We start from the raw sequence: 18,516 nt of genomic DNA, 5'->3' as shown, positions 1-18,516 counted from the left end.
GGAGAGAAGATTATGAGAGAGAAAATTAAACAAACGTTAACAGAAATCGATATTCGCTTCGATGAGCCTTTGAAGGACTACACGTATACGAAGGTTGGGGGGAGAATTGACTATTTAGCTTTTCCCCGCAATCGTTATGAGTTGGTGCGGATTGTAGAGTTTGCCAACCAAGAGCAGATTCCGTGGATTGTACTAGGTAATTCTAGCAACATTATCGTTCGTGATGGTGGCATTCGTGGGTTTGTCATTCGGATGGATAAGCTCAACAGTATTACCGTATCGGGTTATACCATTGAGGCAGAAGCTGGTGCTAATCTTATTCAGACGACCCAGGTTGCTGCCCATCACTCCCTAGCAGGGTTTGAGTTCGCCTGTGGTATTCCTGGCAGTATCGGCGGAGCTGTCTTTATGAATGCCGGTGCCTATGGCGGCGAGATTTCCCATATTTTGGTCTCCGCACAGATTTTGACGCCAAAAGGCTATGTCGAAACCTTGGATGCTAGGGAATTGACTTTTGGCTATCGTTCGTCTATTTTACAGGAAAATGGAGCGATTGTTCTGTCCGCTAAATTTGCCTTAAAACCAGGAAATTACGTAGCCATTAAGCAAGAAATGGAACGCTTAACCCATCTGCGTGAATTGAAGCAACCCCTGGAATACCCTTCGTGTGGTTCAGTTTTCAAACGCCCCCTAGGTCATTTTGCAGGTCAACTAATTATGGAAGCAGGTTTGAAGGGACATCGAATCGGAGGGGTTGAGGTGTCCGAAAAACATGCAGGCTTCATGGTGAATGTTGCAGATGGGACAGCACAAGATTACGAAGATTTAGTAGCTTATGTGATTGAGGCGGTTGAAAAACATTCAGGAGTTACCTTGGAGCGTGAGGTTCGGATTTTAGGAGATTCCTTGGAATAAAAAAAGAAATCATATGGTACAGTAAGGGAGGTGAAGCCTATCGTAGCCGGTAGTATAGAGGGTAGTGATCCTACCTTAGAGTCAGAACAGGCCTAACAGAGCCTTTAATCTGTAATCCATATGAAGAAGGAATTTATGAGAATTGAAGAAACCAATTATCGAATTTAAGAACGTTTCAAAGGTGTTTGAAGATAGTGGGACGGTCGTCTTAAAGGATATTAACTTTGAGCTAGAAGAAGGGAAATTCTATACCCTTTTAGGTGCTTCTGGATCAGGAAAATCAACTATTTTAAATATCATTGCAGGCTTATTAGAGGCTACCTCGGGGGATATTTATCTGGACGGTGAGCGAATCAATGATGTGCCGACCAATAAGCGTGATGTCCACACGGTCTTTCAGTCCTATGCGCTTTTCCCGCACATGACTGTATTTGAAAACGTAGCCTTTCCTCTTAAATTACGAAAAATCCCCAAAGAAGAAATCGAGCAACGTGTCACAGAGGTGTTGAAAATGGTTCGTTTAGCAGATTATGAAAAGCGGGCTATTCAAAAACTATCAGGTGGACAGCGCCAACGTGTAGCGATTGCACGCGCAATTATCAACGAGCCACGAGTCGTCTTACTCGATGAACCCCTGTCAGCTCTCGACTTGAAACTACGAACGGACATGCAGTACGAATTGCGAGAACTGCAACAGCGCTTAGGCATCACCTTCGTCTTTGTTACCCATGACCAAGAAGAGGCGCTTGCGATGAGCGACTGGATTTTTGTTATGAACGATGGAGAGATTGTCCAATCAGGAACGCCGGTGGATATTTATGATGAGCCGATTAACCATTTCGTTGCTACCTTTATTGGAGAATCCAATATCATTGCTGGTCGAATGATTGAAGACTACCTGGTCGAATTTAATGGTAAGCGCTTTGAGGCGGTCGATGGAGGGATGAAGCCCAATGAGCCTGTTCAGGTGGTGATTCGCCCGGAAGATCTACAGATCACCTTGCCAGAAGAGGGTAAATTGAAGGTAAAGGTTGATACTCAACTCTTCAGAGGTGTTCACTATGAAATTATCGCTTACGATGGCTTAGGCAACGAGTGGATGATTCACTCAACCCGTAAGGCTATTGAGGGAGAGGTGATTGGACTAGACTTTGAGCCCGAAGATATTCACATCATGCGTCTCAATGAAACAGAAGAAGAATTTGATGCGCGTATCGAAGAATACGTGGAGATGGAAGAAGTGGAAGATGGGTTGATCAACGCGATTGAGGAGGAACGAAATGAAGAAAACCTCTAAATTATTTGTCCTCCCGTATGTTTTCTGGATTTTCCTCTTTGTCCTAGCACCTGTTGCAATGATTGTTTACAAATCTTTTTTTGATATTGATGGAAATTTCACCTTTTCAAATTACCAAACGTATTTTAACTCCCCTAATATGACCTACTTGAAGATGAGTATGAACTCTATTCTTTACGCAGGGATTATTACCCTAGTGACCTTACTGATTAGTTATCCGACTGCCTTTTTTCTGACACAGTTAAAACACAAACAGCTCTGGTTAATGCTGATTATTTTACCAACCTGGGTCAATTTGCTTCTAAAGGCCTACGCCTTTATCGGAATTTTTGGTCAGCACGGGTCTATCAATCAATTTTTGAATTTTTTAGGTTTGGGGAGCCAGCAGATTCTCTTTACTGATTTTTCATTTATCACAGTTGCTAGCTACATTGAAATTCCTTTTATGATGTTGCCGATTTTTAATGCCTTGGATGATTTGGATCCCCATCTTATTCATGCTAGTCGCGACTTGGGAGCGAATTCTTGGCAAACCTTTACCAAAGTGATTTTTCCTCTCTCTATGAATGGGGTGAGAAGTGGGGTACAGGCTGTCTTTATTCCAAGTTTGAGTCTCTTCATGTTGACCCGTCTCATCGGTGGCAATCGAGTAATTACGCTTGGTACGGCTATTGAACAACACTTCCTCACCACGCAAAACTGGGGAATGGGGTCCACTATCGGGGTGGTCTTGATTCTGGCCATGCTGTTAACCATGTGGCTGACGAAAGAGAGGAAGAAAGTATGAAAAAAATCGGCAAAGTTTATTTGATCATCACCTTCCTTGTCCTTTATCTCCCCATCTTTTACCTGATTGCCTATGCCTTTAATGAGGGGGGAGATATGAATCGGTTTACAGGTTTTACCATGGAGTATTTTGCCTCCATGCTAGCGGATAGCCGCCTGATGCTGATTTTAGCGCAGACCTTCCTCTTGGCCTTCCTCAGCTCCCTACTTGCAACGATTATCGGAACCTTCGGTGCTATTTACATCTACCAAAGCAGGCAGAAATGGCAAAATATCTTGCTGTCCATCAACAACATTCTCATGGTGGCACCAGACGTCATGATTGGGGCGAGCTTTTTGATCCTCTTTACTGTGATTGGCTTCCAGCTTGGCTTTGTCTCCGTCCTTCTGAGCCATGTAGCCTTTTCTATCCCGATTGTGGTCTTGATGGTCTTGCCACGTCTCAAGGAAATGAATGCAGATATGGTGCTAGCAGCCTATGACTTAGGGGCTAGTCAGTTTCAGATGCTCAAGGAAATCATGCTCCCTTACCTGACACCAGCCATTATTGCGGGTTATTTTATGGCCTTTACCTACTCTTTGGATGATTTTGCGGTCACCTTTTTCGTCACAGGAAATGGCTATTCCAACCTTTCTGTTGAGATTTATTCACGCGCCCGTCAGGGAATCTCGCTTGAAATCAATGCTCTGTCCACCCTTGTTTTTCTCTTTAGTATTTTATTGGTCGTGGGCTATTATTTCATCTCTCGTGAAAAGGAGGTCAATGAATGAAGCGTCTATATTCCTTTTTAGTCGGAATTATCGTGATTATCTTGTTCCTCTTTGGAATCAGTCACCAGCTGGAAGGTCAGTCCAAGGAAGGAACAAAGGAGAAATTAGTCATCTATAATTGGGGAGACTATATCGATCCAGAACTCCTGAATAAATTTACAGAAGAAACAGGCATTAAGGTTGATTACCAGACCTTTGACTCTAATGAAGCTATGTATACCAAGATTCAGCAAGGGGGAACGACCTATGATTTAGCCATTCCGTCTGAGTACATGATTTCCAAGATGATGGCTGAGGATCTTCTTGTTAAACTAGATAAGAAAAAAATCAAGGGTCTTGACAATATCGACTCCAAGTTTCTTGGTCTGAGTTTTGATGTCAATAACGATTATTCAATTCCTTATTTTTGGGGAACTCTAGGAATTGTCTACAATGAGAGTATGGTGAAACATCCTCCGCGCGAATGGAAGGACTTGTGGTCAGAAGAGTACCGTGATAATATCATGCTAGTGGACGGTGCCCGTGAGGGAATGGGAATTGGGCTTCAGACTCTAGGTTACAGCCTAAATTCTCGCAACAAAGCGGAGCTAGAAGAAGCTGCCAATTACCTCTATCAACTAACTCCCAACATCAAGGCGATTGTCTCTGATGAAATCAAAGGCTACATGATCCAAGATGCAGCTGCCATCGCGATTAGCTTTTCGGGTGAAGCCAGTGAAATGCTGGATGGTAATGAGCAGTTGCGCTACGTGGTACCCTCTAAGGGATCGAATCTTTGGTTTGATAATATGGTCATTCCAAAGACCGCCAAAAACATCGATGGTGCCTATGCCTTTATCAACTTTATGTTACGGCCAGAAAATGCCTATCAGAATGCCTTGTATATCGGTTATGCTACACCAAATACTAAGGCCAAGGAAATGCTACCAGACGAGGTAAAAAATAACGAGGCCTTCTATCCCTCGGAAGAAACCTTGAAAAACCTAGAAGTCTACGATAATCTCGGACGCAAACTCCTAGGGGACTATAATGATCTCTATCTACAATTTAAAATGTATCGTAAATAAAGAAAAGACACATGGAAGATTAGATTTTCCATGTGTTTTTGTGTGAAGAAAGTTTATACCCTTAGGAGATAAGCTGAAAACCTCCACTGGGGTTTTTGCTCGTCAAATTTCCTATTTTGCTGTAGCCGTTGTGAACAATGTCCACTTACGGATATTCTATGGATAGACTTTGAATTTTACACGCCCGTTGTATCTTGTGGAATTGAGTTCGGACTAAAAATGTTAGAAAAAAGTCAAGGAAGTGACTATTGCTACCCGAGCCTAAAAATGGAAGAGCGAGGCTAATTAGGTATTCAAACGTTTCTTTGTCAAATTTCCTATTTCCTAGCTCAGGCTTCTGTGGTCACCTTTTTTGTTTCTAGGTGACCGTTGAAACAGTTCCCCGAACTGTTTCAATCCTATTTTCGCTTTGAGTTTTTCACGGGCTTTGTATCTTTTTTTATTGAGTATAAAGCAGACTAAAAGATGGATATAGGGGTGATTTTACAAAAACTTTACAAAAAATAGTAAAAAGATTTGATACTCAACCTGTAAGATAGAGGTATCAATATTAAGGAGTTAATCATCACTATGTCAAATCGTTTTACAAAAATTGCAGTCGTCAGTTTTGCTTGTCTAGGCTTTTTAGCGGCCTGTGGTCAGAAAAATACGAATGTAGCTGACCAGCCTATCACTGTTGTGTCTCGCGAAGAAGGATCGGGGACGCGTGGAGCATTTATCGAGCTATTTGGTATCGAAACCAAGGATGCACAAGGTAATAAAAAAGACAACACAACCTCGCAGGCGATTGTAACCAACTCAACTGCAGTCATGTTGACTACAGTTGCTGGTGATAGTAGTGCGATAGGTTATGCTTCGCTAGGAGCATTGGATGGCACGAATAAGACACTAGAAATTGATGGTGTAGCACCAAGCAGAGAAACCATTGTCTCAGGACAATATAAAATTGCACGTCCTTTCAATATTGTGACAAAAGAATCCATCAGCGAAGCTGCAAAAGATTTTATAGCATTTATCCTCAGCAAAGAGGGGCAAGAAGTTGTTGAAAAGACAGGTTATGTTTCTGTAGAGACAAGCAAGTCTTATCAGTCAGCTGCTAGTTCTGGAAAGGTAGTGGTTGCTGGATCTAGCTCTGTTAACCCTGTGATGGAGAAGTTAAAAGAAGCCTACCAAACAGCAAATGCTGGAGTGACAGTAGAAATTCAACAAAGTGACTCTTCCACAGGAATAACGAGTGCTATTGAAGGAAGTGCGGACATCGGGATGGCTTCACGTGAGCTGAAAGATTCTGAAACAGCTAAAGGCGTATCGGCAACAGCTATTGCAATGGATGGGATTGCCCTAATCGTCCATAAGGATAATCCAGTCTCTGGACTAAGTGTTCAAGATGTGCAGGATATTTATACTGGTAAAGAGGGTCAATGGTCAGCCTATATTTCAAACTAAGGGGAGTTTCATGCGTCAATTCAGAGAAACCGGAATGCAAGCAGTCTTTTTAATGACTGCCTGCCTCTCCGTTTTATCCGTTATTTTCATTTGTATTTTTCTCTTTTCAGCAGGAGTGCCAGCCATTCAAGAAATTGGTTGGGGAAACTTTCTTCTAGGTATGGAATGGAGACCTTCAAATCATATATTCGGGATTTTACCCATGATTATTGGCTCTGTCTATGTGACCTTTGGAGCCTTGCTCATCGGTGTTCCTGTTGGTATCTTAACCTCCCTATACTTGGCATTTTTTTGCAAGGAAACTTGGTATCCTTTCTTTAAAAAGGCAGTGAGCCTCATGGCAGGAATTCCTTCCGTTGTGTATGGTTTCTTCGGTCTAGTGGTCCTTGTCCCCTTTGTACGACAGTATATCGGTGGTCATGGAATGGGAGTATTGACAGCTTCTATCTTACTTGGCATCATGATTCTACCTACGATTATTAGCGTATCAGAGGCGGCCTTACGAGCGGTTCCAGAATCCTATTATCAAGGGGGTCTGGCCTTAGGAGCTTCACATGAACGCAGCATTTTCTTTGTTGTTTTGCCGGCAGCAAGGCGTGGGATTTTAGCGAGTGTTATTTTAGGCTTAGGAAGAGCGATGGGAGAGACGATGGCTGTCATCATGGTAGCCGGTAATCAGGCTTTGATACCTGCTTCGCTGACCTCTGGAGTCCGAACTCTTACGACGAATATTGTAATGGAGATGGGGTATTCGACCGATTTACACCGTGAGGCTCTTATAGGAACAGCAGTTATTCTCTTTATCTTCATATTGATTATCAATACGACCTTCTACATGATGTATAAAAAGGAGTAGCCGTCGTGTCATTTTTAAAAAAAGAATCTAGTCAGGATCACCTGTCCCTCACGTTAAGATGGCTGGTATATCTATCAGCAGGTTTGGCTGGACTAGCCACCAGTTTCATTGTTATCTACATATTGTTTAAGGGCTTGCCTCATCTCAATCTGGACTTGTTTTCATGGACCTATTCTACTACTAATGTTTCCATGCTACCTGCCTTATTGAATACTATTTTGATGGCAGTCCTATCCTTGGTCATTGCCCTGCCGATTGGTATAGGTGCCTCTATTTATTTGACGGAATATGCCAATACAGATAATTTTTTAGTGACCGTTGTGCGTCTAGCAACCGAAACCCTGTCTGGTATTCCTTCCATCGTTTACGGCCTATTTGGCGCCCTCTTCTTTGTGAAATTCCTTCACATGGGACTGTCCATGATGGCAGGAGCGACTACGCTAAGCATCATGATATTGCCCTTAATCATGCGGACGACAGAAGAGGCGCTCCTATCTGTTGAAGATGGGTATCGTGCGGGAAGTTTTGCCCTTGGAGCAGGAAAGCTACGGACAATTTTTCGAGTGGTGCTCCCTTCAGCCTTGCCAGGGATTTTTTCAGGGGTTGTCCTTGCCTTGGGACGGGTGATTGGAGAGTCGGCTGCCCTCATTTTTACAGCCGGTACTGTAGCAGAAGTAGCCACTAGCCTAACCGCTTCTGGTAGGACCTTGGCTGTACACATGTATCTGATTTCAGGAGAGGGAATTTATATCCATCAAACCTATGCAACAGCAGTTGTCCTCTTACTTCTCGTCATTATTATGAATCTTTTATCCGAATGGATTGCATTAAAATTAGGAAGAAATACACATGAGTAAATTTAGTATTCAGAATTTGAATCTACACTATGGAGATTTTCAGGCTTTGAAACAGATCAATCTAGAAATTCCGAGCAACCAGATTACCGCTTTTATCGGTCCTTCAGGTTGCGGAAAATCTACGCTTTTAAAAAGTTTGAATCGCATGAATGATTTGGTAAAAAATTGTCAGATAAAAGGTCAGATTCTCTTGGATCAAGAAGATATTTACCAAGGCATGAAAACGACCATCCTGCGAAAAAAGGTAGGGATGGTATTCCAAAAACCCAATCCCTTTCCTATGAGTATCTATGATAACGTAGCCTATGGACCACGTACACATGGTATTCATAAAAAGTTGGAACTGGATCAAATAGTGGAGCGTTCCCTTAGGCAGGGGGCCATTTGGGATGAAGTCAAGGATCGATTGAACAAGTCAGCGCTTGGTTTATCAGGGGGGCAGCAACAGCGCCTTTGTATTGCCAGAGCTTTGGCGATTGAGCCGGAAGTGTTGCTGATGGATGAGCCGACATCGGCTCTAGATCCAATATCGACAACTAAAATTGAAGAGTTAGTTTTGGAATTAAAGAAGAATTATACCATTATCATGGTGACCCACAATATGCAGCAGGCCTTACGGGTATCAGACCATACAGCTTTCTTCTTATTGGGAGAAGTGGTTGAATATGATAAGACCAGTCAACTCTTTAGTATGCCGAAAGATTCGCGCACAGAGGATTACATTACAGGGAGGTTTGGTTAATGCGTTCACGTTTTGAAAGTCAGCTAGAAGCCTTACAAAAAGATATGATGTATATGGGTGGCCTATGTGAAGAAATTATTTCTCGCTCTGCCGAAGGTCTGGCCGGTCCCGACCGTCTGGATGAGGAAGCTATCCAGCAAACCTACCAGCAGATGGAAGAATTGGAGCGGGATATTGAAGCGCGCTGCCTGAAGCTCCTCTTGCGTCAACAGCCCGTTGCTCGCGATTTACGGACCATTTCTTCAGCCTTAAAAATGGTCTATGATATGAAGAGAATCGGCGCCCAGTCGTCAGAAGTAGCGGACTTGACTAGCCACAATACCATCCATTTAGTAGATGAGATTCCCTTGGTGAAGAAAATGGCAGAGCAGGTCAGTCAGATGGTGGTTGCCAGTTTAGACGCTTTTGTGAAAGAAAGTGAGGCCCTAGCACAGGAAGTCATAGCAAAAGATGATACAGTTGACCGATATTTTGGTACAATAAAAGAAAAACTGGCCACTTATTTAGGAATGGAGTCTGCTAATGGAGACCAGGCCATTGACCTACTGATGATTGCCAAGTATTTGGAAAGGATTGGAGACCATGCGGTAAATATCGCCAAATGGGTTCAGTTTTCAATCACAGGTCAATTAGAAGGGTGAAAGAATGATCTACTGTGTAGAAGATGACGATGCCATTCGAGAACTAATGCTCTATAGCCTTAAAACCGCTGGTTTTGAGGCTATAGGCTTTCCAGAAGCAACGAGTTTTTGGCAAGCGTTGCAAGAGAGATTGCCAGATTTAATTATCTTAGATGTCATGATGCCTGGTCAAGATGGTGTATCCATCTTGGAGGAATTGCAAAAGAATTCCTTGACTCGTCACGTGCCAGTCATGATGGCGACAGCCAAAGGAACCGAATTTGACAAGGTACAAAGTCTGGATATGGGGGCGGATGACTACTTGGTCAAGCCGTTTGGCATGATGGAAATGATTTCTCGCATCAAGGCTGTCCTGCGTCGTGCCCAAAAAACAGAAAATAAGGAACAGTTTCAATATGGGCTAATCGAGCTAGATTTGGTCAGATACCGGGTAGTGGTTGAGGGGAAGAAGCTAGAGCTGACGCTGAAAGAGTTTGAACTATTGAAATTACTCGTTCGGGCGCCTCAACGAGTGTTTACGAGACAGGAACTCCTGGATAAGGTCTGGGGACAGGATTTCCTAGGAGAAACGCGGACTGTAGATGTCCATATTGGAACCCTGCGACAAAAACTTGGGGCTGTAGCCGGCAGCTACATAAAAACAGTTAGAGGGGTGGGCTATCTCTTGGAGGTCGGTGATGACTAAGAAAATCTTTCGTGCCATCTTCCTTTCAACGATGGGGATACTGCTTGGAACCTTTCTTCTTACCTTAGGGTATCTATTCCACTATTTTTCCGACTTACAGATAGCGCAATTAGGCACCCAGACTAGCCTGATGGCTCAGGCGGTCGAGCGAGAGGGCTTTCATTATCTAAGGGAAGTGGATAATAAGGAACTACGAGTAACCTGGATTGCTCCTGATGGTGCCGTTCTTTATGATTCGGAAAAAGCGGTAAAAGAGCTAGACAATCATGCGGATCGGGAGGAGGTAAGAGAAGCTCTGGACTTAGGAAATGGGCAAAGTATTCGACAGTCCGATACGCTTACCAAGCGCTTGCTCTACTCGGCTCAACGACTAGCAGATGGATCGGTACTTCGCCTATCCTTGTCTCAAGAGACAATCTGGGTATTGCTAGGGCAGTTGACCCCTTGGCTAGGTCTATTGTTCCTTCTATCTGGCTTGGTTTCTCTGCTTATTGCTAAAAGAGTTTCACAAAAACTATTGGAACCGCTCGAAAAACTAAATCTTGAAAAACCATTTGAAAATGATGTGTATGTTGAACTTTCTCCTTTGCTAAAACGCCTGGAGGAACACCAGACACAACTGGCAGAAAAAGAAATTTTACTCCAACAAAAGAGAGAAGAATTTGATACGATTATTTCAAAGATGAAAGAGGGGATGGTTATTGTCGATAAAAAGGGACGCTTGGTTTCCTACAATAGTGCAGCGGGACAGCTCTTGGAGTTAGAAAGATTGAATATTGGTCAAGTTGTTCCGGCCTTTTCTCGCCACATAGGGCTTAAAGAATTACTAGAAGAAGGACTCGCTGGTCAAAAGGCAGAGAGGATTTTTGAATTTGGAGATAGGCATAATAAGGTTCTCATTCGTCCTATTTGGGCGGAGGCAGAGCAGACAGGTGCCGTTATTCTCTTTTTTGATGTGACAGAGCAACACTACCTCGATAAACTTAGAAGAGAATTTACCGCAACGGTTTCTCATGAATTGCGGACCCCTTTGCATATTTTGTTTGGCTATTCCGAAATGCTTCAATCAGGTATGACCTCTCCGAGAGATGTTCAATTATTTTCTACTAAAATCTATCAAGAGAGTAAGCGGATGATTCAATTAGTGGAGGATATTTTACAACTAGCCCAGTTAGATGAGGGAGGGAAAATCCATAAAGAAGTGGTAGATGTGACCCAGCTGATCGAACAGGTACTGGTAGGGCTGAACGAAAAAATGAAGCAGAAAAATCTTTCTCTAACCTTGGTAGCTGAAACTATTTACTATAGAGGAAATCCAACTCTCTTGCAGTCGATTATTTACAATCTCTGTGATAATGCGATTAAATACAACAAAGAAAATGGAAGCATGACGGTTGAATTGTCCCAATATCAAGACAGACTTGTCCTTCAAGTGACAGATACAGGGCTGGGGATTGCTGATGCTGATAAGGATCGAATCTTTGAACGCTTTTATCGGGCAGACAAAAGCCGATCGAAACAGGTGGGAGGGACAGGTTTAGGCTTATCCATTGTCAAGTATGCTCTACAGGTTCATGGTGCAACCATTGATGTGGAGAGTCAGTTAGAGCAGGGAACCACCATGACGGTCACCTTTCCTAGGACAGGAGTGTGTGAAAAAAGCGAATGAAAGATAGGCGACTGGAGTGTTCACGTAAGATATGAGGACGTCAAGAGCAAAGTAAAAATAGGGAATTTTGGGGGCAGATGATTCTGATACCCCTAACCTCGCTTTCCTATTTCTTGGCTCGGACTTCAATGGTCACCTTCTTGTTTCTGGGTGACCAGTTGCAACAGTTCGCTGAACTGTTGCAATCCACTGGATTAGGTCACTCCCCGAATTGTTTACGGGAGGGATTGATACGAGTTGCTCATATTTCATTGAGTATCACTTTTTTTCCTTTATTATAGCCCTGTGCTATAATAGGAGATAGTATAGTCGTTTAGTTTATACCTAAAGGTAGCCACAGCTGTAATTGACTAAATCTGAAACAGCTGCGTCTCTTTTATTACTTTGACGAGTGAAAAGCTCCAGTGGAGGTTTTCAGCCTACCACCTTTCATTAAAAAAGTGGTCGTTAGAAACTCCGTTTCCCTATTTCCAACCTTGCCTACTTTGCTCTCGGATTTATAGGCTCAGGCTGAAACAGTTCACCGAACTTCTGTGGTCACTTTCTAGTTTTTGGGTGACCAGCTGAAACAGTTCCCCGAACTGCTGAGGTCACTCTCTGATTTCTAGGTGACCAGTTGAAACAGTTCACCGAACTGTTTCAATCTCCCAGACTAGTGGAGCAAGTACTAAAAGCAAACTAAAAGACTATAAAAAATAGAAAAAGAAGTGAGAGTATATGGTCTTATCAAAAAAACGCGCGCGAAAAGTGATTGAAGGAATTATTGCCCTCTACCCCGATGCTCAGCCTAGTCTGGATTTTCGTAATCATTTTGAATTATTAGTAGCAGTTATGCTGTCTGCACAAACGACAGATGCGGCGGTTAATAAGGTGACCCCCGCCCTCTTTGAGGCACTGCCGACCCCAGAGAAGATGGCAGCAGCTAGTGAGTCTGAGATTGCGACCTATATTTCAAGACTAGGCCTGTATCGCAATAAGGCCAAGTTCCTCAAAGAGTGTGCCCAGCAACTGCTCAATCGCCATGGTGGTGTGGTACCACATACTAGAGAGGAATTGGAAGCTCTGTCAGGGGTGGGGCGTAAGACAGCCAATGTAGTGATGAGCGTAGGCTTCGGTATCCCAGCCTTTGCAGTAGATACCCATGTCGGTCGAATCTGTAAGCATCACGACATTGTAAAAAAATCAGCAACACCACTTGAAACAGAAAAACGGGTGATGGATGTGCTACCTCCAGAATTGTGGCTCAAGGCCCATCAGGCTATGATTTATTTCGGACGTGAAGTCTGCCATCCCAAGAATCCAGAGTGTGCTAATTATCCTCAACTCTACGAATTTGACTGATTCTTTATGGAGATGATGGTTGGGTATGCGTCAATGATGTTAGTCAACTTCAGTAAGACGGGGAATGCCCTTTCTTAAAGGTAGACTTTATTTGCAGCCGTCAGATTATAGTTTGTTTGACTGATAGATTAAAAACGAACAAAAATAGTTTTTGTATATAAATGATTTGCAAAATGACGAATATTAAAAAATGAGATGGTTTTTAAATTGACAAAATACAAACGTTTCTGTATACTGGGTAAAGGAAGCGCTAGGAGTAGCGTAGCGATGCAAGAGCATAGGTAGGTCATTATTTTTAAGGAGAGCTGAAATGCTAAATGAATTCCCTATTTTTGACTATGAAGACATCCAGTTGATTCCCAATAAATGTATCATCAAGAGTCGCGCAGAGGCAGCTACTCAAGTGATCTTGGGTAACCATACTTTTAGATTGCCTGTTGTGCCTGCTAACATGCAAACTATTATTGATGAGAATGTAGCAGAGCAGTTGGCCAAAGATGGTTATTTCTATATCATGCATCGCTTTGACGAAGCAGGTCGAATTCCTTTTATTAAGCGCATGCACGAGCAGGGATTGATTGCCTCTATCTCAGTTGGAGTAAAGGACTATGAATATGATTTTATCCATCAGTTGAAAGCAGACGCTCCTGAATATATCACAATCGATATTGCTCATGGTCATGCAGACAGTGTGATTCAGATGATTCAGCATATCAAGAAAGAATTGCCAGAAACCTTTGTTATCGCAGGGAATGTCGGGACACCAGAAGCTGTACGAGAGTTAGAAAATGCAGGAGCAGATGCGACAAAGGTGGGTATTGGACCAGGTAAGGTCTGCATCACAAAGGTCAAAACAGGCTTTGGAACTGGTGGTTGGCAGTTAGCAGCTCTACGCTGGTGTGCTAAGGCTGCACGGAAACCGATTATTGCAGACGGAGGCATTCGTACCCATGGCGATATTGCTAAGTCCATTCGTTTTGGAGCAAGCATGGTGATGATTGGCTCACTCTTTGCGGGTCACATTGAAAGCCCAGGAAAAACGGTTGAAGTGGATGGAGAGCACTTCAAGGAATATTATGGCTCTGCATCCGAATATCAAAAAGGGGCTTACAAAAATGTTGAAGGAAAGAAAATCCTTCTGCCAGCTAAAGGTCATTTGAAAGATACCTTGATTGAAATGGAGCAGGATCTACAAAGCTCAATTTCTTATGCAGGTGGTAAAGATCTTTCGAGCTTGAAGCATGTGGACTATGTTATTGTAAAAAACTCTATTTGGAATGGCGATGCCCATTAAACTCAGAAAACAACCTACAGGATTAGTGATCTAGTAGGTTATTTTTTATGAATGGCTTCTGATTTTAGGGAGGAGGATAAAATTCTCTAGTTTGCCATTGTTTTTATAGTAAATGTTTTGCTTACAAGTTAGCTTTCGCAATCCTGGTAGCCAGTTTTTGTATTTGGTGTTGACATTTTGCACTTTCTTTCTTAAAATGAAGGGGCAGCCCACCTCATGGGTAAGAATCTGGGTTAGAAAACAGGAGTTATCATGTATCAAGCATCCACATGGAAGGAAAAAGTTTCCTTATTTTTAAAAATTTTTATTCCCCTTTTGGTCTATCAGTTTGCAAATTTTTCAGCCAGTTTCATTGACACTATGATGACAGGACAATATGGCACGGTGGATTTAGCAGGTGTCTCGATGGCAACCAGTTTATGGAATCCATTTTTTGCTCTCTTGACCGGTATCGTATCAGCTCTTGTTCCAATTATTGGTCACCATTTGGGACGGGGAGATCAGGGACGGATTCGACAAGAACTGCATCATTTTATTTACCTAGCAATCGCTTTATCCATTATTCTATTTCTCCTTGTCTTTTTGGGAGCAGTACCAATTTTGCGACTGTTACACCTTGAAAGAACTGTTTTTCAAGTAGCCAGACAGTATCTAGTCTACATTTCGATTGGCATTTTACCCTTCCTATTGTTCAGTGTTTTTCGTTCCTTCTTTGATTCCTTAGGATTGACGAGGGTGTCCATGTACTTGATGCTCTTGGTTGTACCTTTTAATTCCTTTTTTAACTATCTCTTAATTTATGGAAAATGGGGATTGCCAAAACTGGGAGGAGCAGGAGCTGGTATGGGAACTGCTCTGACTTACTGGGCAATTTTAGGGGTTGTGATATGGGTTATGTATCGACATCCTAAGATAAAAAGCTATCAGCCTTGGAAACAAAGTTCGTTTGCTCCTTCACTGATGAAGGAAGATTTGCGCTTGGGCCTGCCTATCGGCCTTCAAATTTTTGCGGAGGTAGCTATTTTTGCAGTTGTAGGACTCTATATGTCCAAATTCTCCTCTCAAGTAATCGCCTCCCATCAGGCTGCAATGAATTTTGCAACCCTGCTCTATGCCTTTCCTTTGAGCATCTCGGCAGCTCTGTCAATTATCGTTTCTTATGAAATAGGAGCTGGTCGTCATCAAGATGTGAAGGAGTACAGTCGTTTGGGATGTATGGTTGCCATGGCATTTGCCTCTGTGAACTTATCCTTTCTTTATTTCTTCCGTCCAGTGGTCGCAAGTCTTTACGGGCATGATGCAGGCTTTATTCAGTTAACTTCCCAGTTTCTGACCTATGCTCTCTTTTTCCAGCTAGCGGATGCTTTTACAGCACCTATACAAGGTATTTTACGGGGATATAAGGATACGACAATGCCCCTTATTATTGGTCTTGTTTCATATTGGAGTTTGACCTTTCCCATCGCTTTTTTTCTAGATAGTAGAACCTCACTAGGCCCCTTTTCTTATTGGATTGGTCTTGTTGTTGGAATCTTTGCCTGTGGCCTGTCTCTAAATCTACGCTTGAAGAGGGTTAGACAGAGAGTAGTGGAATAATAATACTCAATAACAATCAAAAGTAGACTAGGAAAGGAGGTCGAAGGTAGTTGAAATAGTCGAGAACTATTTCCAGCTGGAAATAAGAAAAGCCCTGACTTTTCTTAATCCTTCATCTTGTTTGAAAGGCACAGACTGAGAGTTTGCCAGCTTCAAAGCTATGGTATACCTTTGAAGCTAGGGGTATTTATCCTTGCTTATCTATTTCTTGTCTCGGGTTTCCACAGTAGGTACGAATATCTTGGAATCATCCAAGGTATTTTTCTTGCTTCTACATTCGATGAGTGTTCTATTTTTGTGCTTCAAAAAGAGAAGTAGCCTATTTACATGAGGCTGCCTTTTTGCTATAATAGTTGGTGAAAAAGAAGGGACTTTCCTCCAGTAAATGGGCTAGTCCAATGGTTTTATCAAAGGAGACGATATGAAACAGATAAGGAAGTTTGTCAATAGCTTGCTCTTGTTGACGCTCTTGGTGTCCCAAGTTCCGCTTGCCTATGCCGAGGAGATTGGGCAGGCTATCCGACAGGGGCAGCTGGAAGAAGCCTACCAAGAAGCACTGGAAGAGGCAAACAGGCAGACGGTTGGCTCTGAAAATGCCAATACTGAATCACCTGCAACCAATGAGTTGCCCGTCGCTCCCAAAGACGAAGGCGATGCCATCCAACAGCCCAAGGTGGTGAGGGAAGAAGGTGAAGCAGAGGCTGCCTTAAAAGCCCAATACGGAGAACCTGTTGCGGTCAGTGGCCAGGAACAGCTTTTTCGAGTGGACGAAACCCATTTTGTCACCTATATTGGTAGTGACATTAAGACCTATCGGGACCAAGACGGGGTGGAGGTCCCGGTGGACCTGTCGCTCTACTCCTATCATGCAGGTGGCAAGCACTACTATCTGCCCAAAGAATCTCCTGTAGGGGTTGTCTTGCCGAGTGAGGTTAAGGAAGCGACCCCGATTGATGTCATTCATAAAGAGGAGAAGATTTCCCTCTATCCTCTTGATAAGACCTATGCCAAGGCAACTGTTGCAGAAAATGCCATTTTATATAACAACGTGGAGGGCAAGACCGATGTCCAGTATACGGTCCAGTCCAATGGGGTCAAGGAAGAGATTGTCCTAGCGGAGTGGGGCGGAAAGAACGCCTTTACCTATGGTCTTGATGCAGGAAGTTATGACGTCACCTTAGAAAATAATCAGGTATTGGTGCGGGAAAAGGGCAAGTCCACCATTCTCTTTGTCCTCACCGCTCCCATGATGGCAGATAGTGCAGGGGAGACCAGTAGTGCCTTGACCCTTGCCTTGACCAAGACCAAGGAGCGCTATCAAGTGACAGTGACTGCGGATAAGGACTGGCTAGCGAGTCCCAAACGCCAGTACCCTGTCCGGATTGACCCGACGGTGACCGTCCCCCGAGAACAGATTCTTGATGTGGTGACCAGCTCTGTCCACGGCAGCTATCAAGGTGTCGCCTATGGCTTTGTGGGCTATATCGAATCCGAGAATATGGGGATGAGCGGGATACGAGACATCGGAAAAAGTCGGATGTACTTCAAGGTCAACTACGATTTTACCAATATCCCCAAGGAAGCCCGCATAGACAGCGCCAGCCTGAACCTGTATCAGTATTCAGATGGAAAAGGCACGGCCGCCGCTACCTTTGGTGCCTACTATCTCAAACAAGACTTTGACATCAATACCATTGATTGGTTGAGTTCTCTGTCCCTCGAAGAAGAAATTGCCGGGGAACAGGCCATTCGCCCGCAGGGACTGGGCTTTCATCCCTTTGATATTCGCACAGCGGTCACCAACTGGGTTCAGGGTCTCTCTCCCAACTACGGTCTCGTTGTCAAGGCTATTGATGAGAATGTCAATGGGGCAGGCTTTTATACCACTGACTCTAGCACAGACTATATTGCCCAGGAGTATTTCACCCCAGACAAGGCACCCAGTCTGACCATCCACTGGTCAGTGCTAGATCCAGTGGATATGAACTACGCCTTAGGCGATACCACCATTGCCCTTAGGACCATGGTCAAGACCGACAAGACAGGCAAGCTCCAATTCCAAGGAGTCTTTGCGGATGGCGTGACCACGCCAGGGGCCAACGTTACCTACCATTTGAGCGAGCCATCTAAAGATTACAAGGGCGATACTCCTGCGAGCTATTCCTACAAGTATCCCAATACCAGCGGCTTTGAGTCTGCCTTTGAAGCAGGGACGACCAAGTACCGAGACAAACTATCCAACTGGCAGACCATTCATCCTTTTACGGAACCGGATTTGAATGCCATTTATACTATCAATGCGGAAAGTAAGAAAGATAGTCAAACAAGCGGAGAGAAGAAGAGCGACACCTTCCTGATTTACAAGGTGACCCAGTATGACACCCTTCCAAAGATTGCCAGTTATTATGGTGTTCCCCTCAACCAGCTTGCCTATGACAACCGCATTCAGGACATGCTTCTGGTCAAAAACAACACCCTCTTTATCCGCAATCCACGTCAGAATGCGACCAAGCCCTATAATCCCCCAGCCTTGAATGACAAGACCAAGGCGGA

The 18,516-nt window shown here is 43.5% G+C and carries 16 protein-coding genes; all 16 read left to right on the top strand.

Features of this window, described 5'->3' with window-relative positions:
• Nucleotides 1–12: 12 nt before the first annotated feature.
• Complete coding sequence (gene murB, locus BVE84_RS08735; protein WP_076996641.1) at nucleotides 13–915, top strand: UDP-N-acetylmuramate dehydrogenase; 903 nt, start codon at nucleotides 13–15, stop codon at nucleotides 913–915.
• A gap of 142 nt (nucleotides 916–1,057) precedes the next feature.
• Nucleotides 1,058–2,212, top strand: a complete 1,155-nt coding sequence (locus tag BVE84_RS08730) for an ABC transporter ATP-binding protein (protein WP_076996640.1) — start codon at nucleotides 1,058–1,060, stop codon at nucleotides 2,210–2,212.
• Nucleotides 2,196–2,999 carry an ABC transporter permease gene (locus BVE84_RS08725; RefSeq protein WP_076996639.1) on the top strand — a complete coding sequence of 268 codons (804 nt, stop codon included), beginning with the start codon at nucleotides 2,196–2,198 and terminating at the stop codon, nucleotides 2,997–2,999. The genes BVE84_RS08730 and BVE84_RS08725 overlap by 17 nt, the downstream gene beginning before the upstream one ends.
• Complete coding sequence (locus BVE84_RS08720; RefSeq protein ID WP_076996638.1) at nucleotides 2,996–3,769, top strand: ABC transporter permease; 774 nt, start codon at nucleotides 2,996–2,998, stop codon at nucleotides 3,767–3,769. The genes BVE84_RS08725 and BVE84_RS08720 overlap by 4 nt, the downstream gene beginning before the upstream one ends.
• Nucleotides 3,766–4,836, top strand: a complete 1,071-nt coding sequence (locus tag BVE84_RS08715) for an ABC transporter substrate-binding protein (protein WP_076996637.1) — start codon at nucleotides 3,766–3,768, stop codon at nucleotides 4,834–4,836. Before BVE84_RS08720 ends, BVE84_RS08715 begins: the two co-directional genes overlap by 4 nt.
• Nucleotides 4,837–5,406: 570 nt before the next feature.
• On the top strand, nucleotides 5,407–6,282 hold the full coding sequence (locus BVE84_RS08710) for a substrate-binding domain-containing protein (RefSeq protein ID WP_076996636.1): 876 nt from the start codon (nucleotides 5,407–5,409) through the stop codon (nucleotides 6,280–6,282).
• A 10-nt stretch (nucleotides 6,283–6,292) separates the two neighbouring features.
• Nucleotides 6,293–7,138: a phosphate ABC transporter permease subunit PstC gene (gene pstC, locus BVE84_RS08705; RefSeq protein ID WP_076996635.1), complete on the top strand. Its 846-nt coding sequence runs from the start codon at nucleotides 6,293–6,295 to the stop codon at nucleotides 7,136–7,138.
• A gap of 5 nt (nucleotides 7,139–7,143) precedes the next feature.
• A complete protein-coding gene (gene pstA / locus BVE84_RS08700; RefSeq protein WP_076996634.1) occupies nucleotides 7,144–7,995 on the top strand; it encodes a phosphate ABC transporter permease PstA in 852 nt (283 codons plus the stop codon).
• Nucleotides 7,988–8,737 carry a phosphate ABC transporter ATP-binding protein PstB gene (gene pstB / locus BVE84_RS08695; RefSeq protein ID WP_076996633.1) on the top strand — a complete coding sequence of 250 codons (750 nt, stop codon included), beginning with the start codon at nucleotides 7,988–7,990 and terminating at the stop codon, nucleotides 8,735–8,737. The genes pstA and pstB overlap by 8 nt, the downstream gene beginning before the upstream one ends.
• Nucleotides 8,737–9,378: a phosphate signaling complex protein PhoU gene (phoU, locus tag BVE84_RS08690; protein WP_076996632.1), complete on the top strand. Its 642-nt coding sequence runs from the start codon at nucleotides 8,737–8,739 to the stop codon at nucleotides 9,376–9,378. Before pstB ends, phoU begins: the two co-directional genes overlap by 1 nt.
• Before the next feature lie 4 nt (nucleotides 9,379–9,382).
• Entirely contained in the window at nucleotides 9,383–10,063 is a 681-nt protein-coding gene (locus tag BVE84_RS08685; RefSeq protein WP_076996631.1) for a winged helix-turn-helix domain-containing protein, read from the top strand.
• Complete coding sequence (locus tag BVE84_RS08680) at nucleotides 10,056–11,732, top strand: sensor histidine kinase (RefSeq protein WP_076996630.1); 1,677 nt, start codon at nucleotides 10,056–10,058, stop codon at nucleotides 11,730–11,732. The genes BVE84_RS08685 and BVE84_RS08680 overlap by 8 nt, the downstream gene beginning before the upstream one ends.
• 717 nt (nucleotides 11,733–12,449) lie before the next feature.
• Nucleotides 12,450–13,073, top strand: coding sequence for an endonuclease III (nth, locus tag BVE84_RS08675; protein ID WP_076996629.1), 624 nt, complete (start codon nucleotides 12,450–12,452; stop codon nucleotides 13,071–13,073).
• 310 nt (nucleotides 13,074–13,383) lie between these two features.
• Nucleotides 13,384–14,367 (top strand): GMP reductase, encoded by a 984-nt coding sequence (gene guaC / locus BVE84_RS08670; protein ID WP_076996628.1) that lies wholly within the window; start codon nucleotides 13,384–13,386, stop codon nucleotides 14,365–14,367.
• A gap of 252 nt (nucleotides 14,368–14,619) precedes the next feature.
• Entirely contained in the window at nucleotides 14,620–15,963 is a 1,344-nt protein-coding gene (locus BVE84_RS08665; RefSeq protein WP_076996627.1) for an MATE family efflux transporter, read from the top strand.
• A 421-nt stretch (nucleotides 15,964–16,384) separates the two neighbouring features.
• The coding region (locus tag BVE84_RS08660; RefSeq protein ID WP_135017435.1) for a DNRLRE domain-containing protein at nucleotides 16,385–18,516 on the top strand (2,132 nt) is incomplete at its 3' end.

Origin of the sequence: Streptococcus azizii, assembly GCF_001984715.1 — a bacterium.
Classification (GTDB): domain Bacteria; phylum Bacillota; class Bacilli; order Lactobacillales; family Streptococcaceae; genus Streptococcus; species Streptococcus azizii.
This window is presented reverse-complemented; position numbering and strand designations above follow the sequence as displayed.

Bases quoted from the DNA above. Each gene is read 5' to 3' on its own strand.
- murB (WP_076996641.1), top strand. From the start codon at position 13: ATGAGAGAGAAAATTAAACAAACGTTAACAGAAATCGATATTCGCTTC.
- BVE84_RS08725 (WP_076996639.1), top strand. From the start codon at position 2,196: ATGAAGAAAACCTCTAAATTATTTGTCCTCCCGTATGTTTTCTGGATT.
- BVE84_RS08720 (WP_076996638.1), top strand. From the start codon at position 2,996: ATGAAAAAAATCGGCAAAGTTTATTTGATCATCACCTTCCTTGTCCTT.
- BVE84_RS08715 (WP_076996637.1), top strand. From the start codon at position 3,766: ATGAAGCGTCTATATTCCTTTTTAGTCGGAATTATCGTGATTATCTTG.
- BVE84_RS08710 (WP_076996636.1), top strand. From the start codon at position 5,407: ATGTCAAATCGTTTTACAAAAATTGCAGTCGTCAGTTTTGCTTGTCTA.
- pstC (WP_076996635.1), top strand. From the start codon at position 6,293: ATGCGTCAATTCAGAGAAACCGGAATGCAAGCAGTCTTTTTAATGACT.
- pstB (WP_076996633.1), top strand. From the start codon at position 7,988: ATGAGTAAATTTAGTATTCAGAATTTGAATCTACACTATGGAGATTTT.
- phoU (WP_076996632.1), top strand. From the start codon at position 8,737: ATGCGTTCACGTTTTGAAAGTCAGCTAGAAGCCTTACAAAAAGATATG.
- BVE84_RS08685 (WP_076996631.1), top strand. From the start codon at position 9,383: ATGATCTACTGTGTAGAAGATGACGATGCCATTCGAGAACTAATGCTC.
- BVE84_RS08680 (WP_076996630.1), top strand. From the start codon at position 10,056: ATGACTAAGAAAATCTTTCGTGCCATCTTCCTTTCAACGATGGGGATA.
- nth (WP_076996629.1), top strand. From the start codon at position 12,450: ATGGTCTTATCAAAAAAACGCGCGCGAAAAGTGATTGAAGGAATTATT.
- guaC (WP_076996628.1), top strand. From the start codon at position 13,384: ATGCTAAATGAATTCCCTATTTTTGACTATGAAGACATCCAGTTGATT.
- BVE84_RS08665 (WP_076996627.1), top strand. From the start codon at position 14,620: ATGTATCAAGCATCCACATGGAAGGAAAAAGTTTCCTTATTTTTAAAA.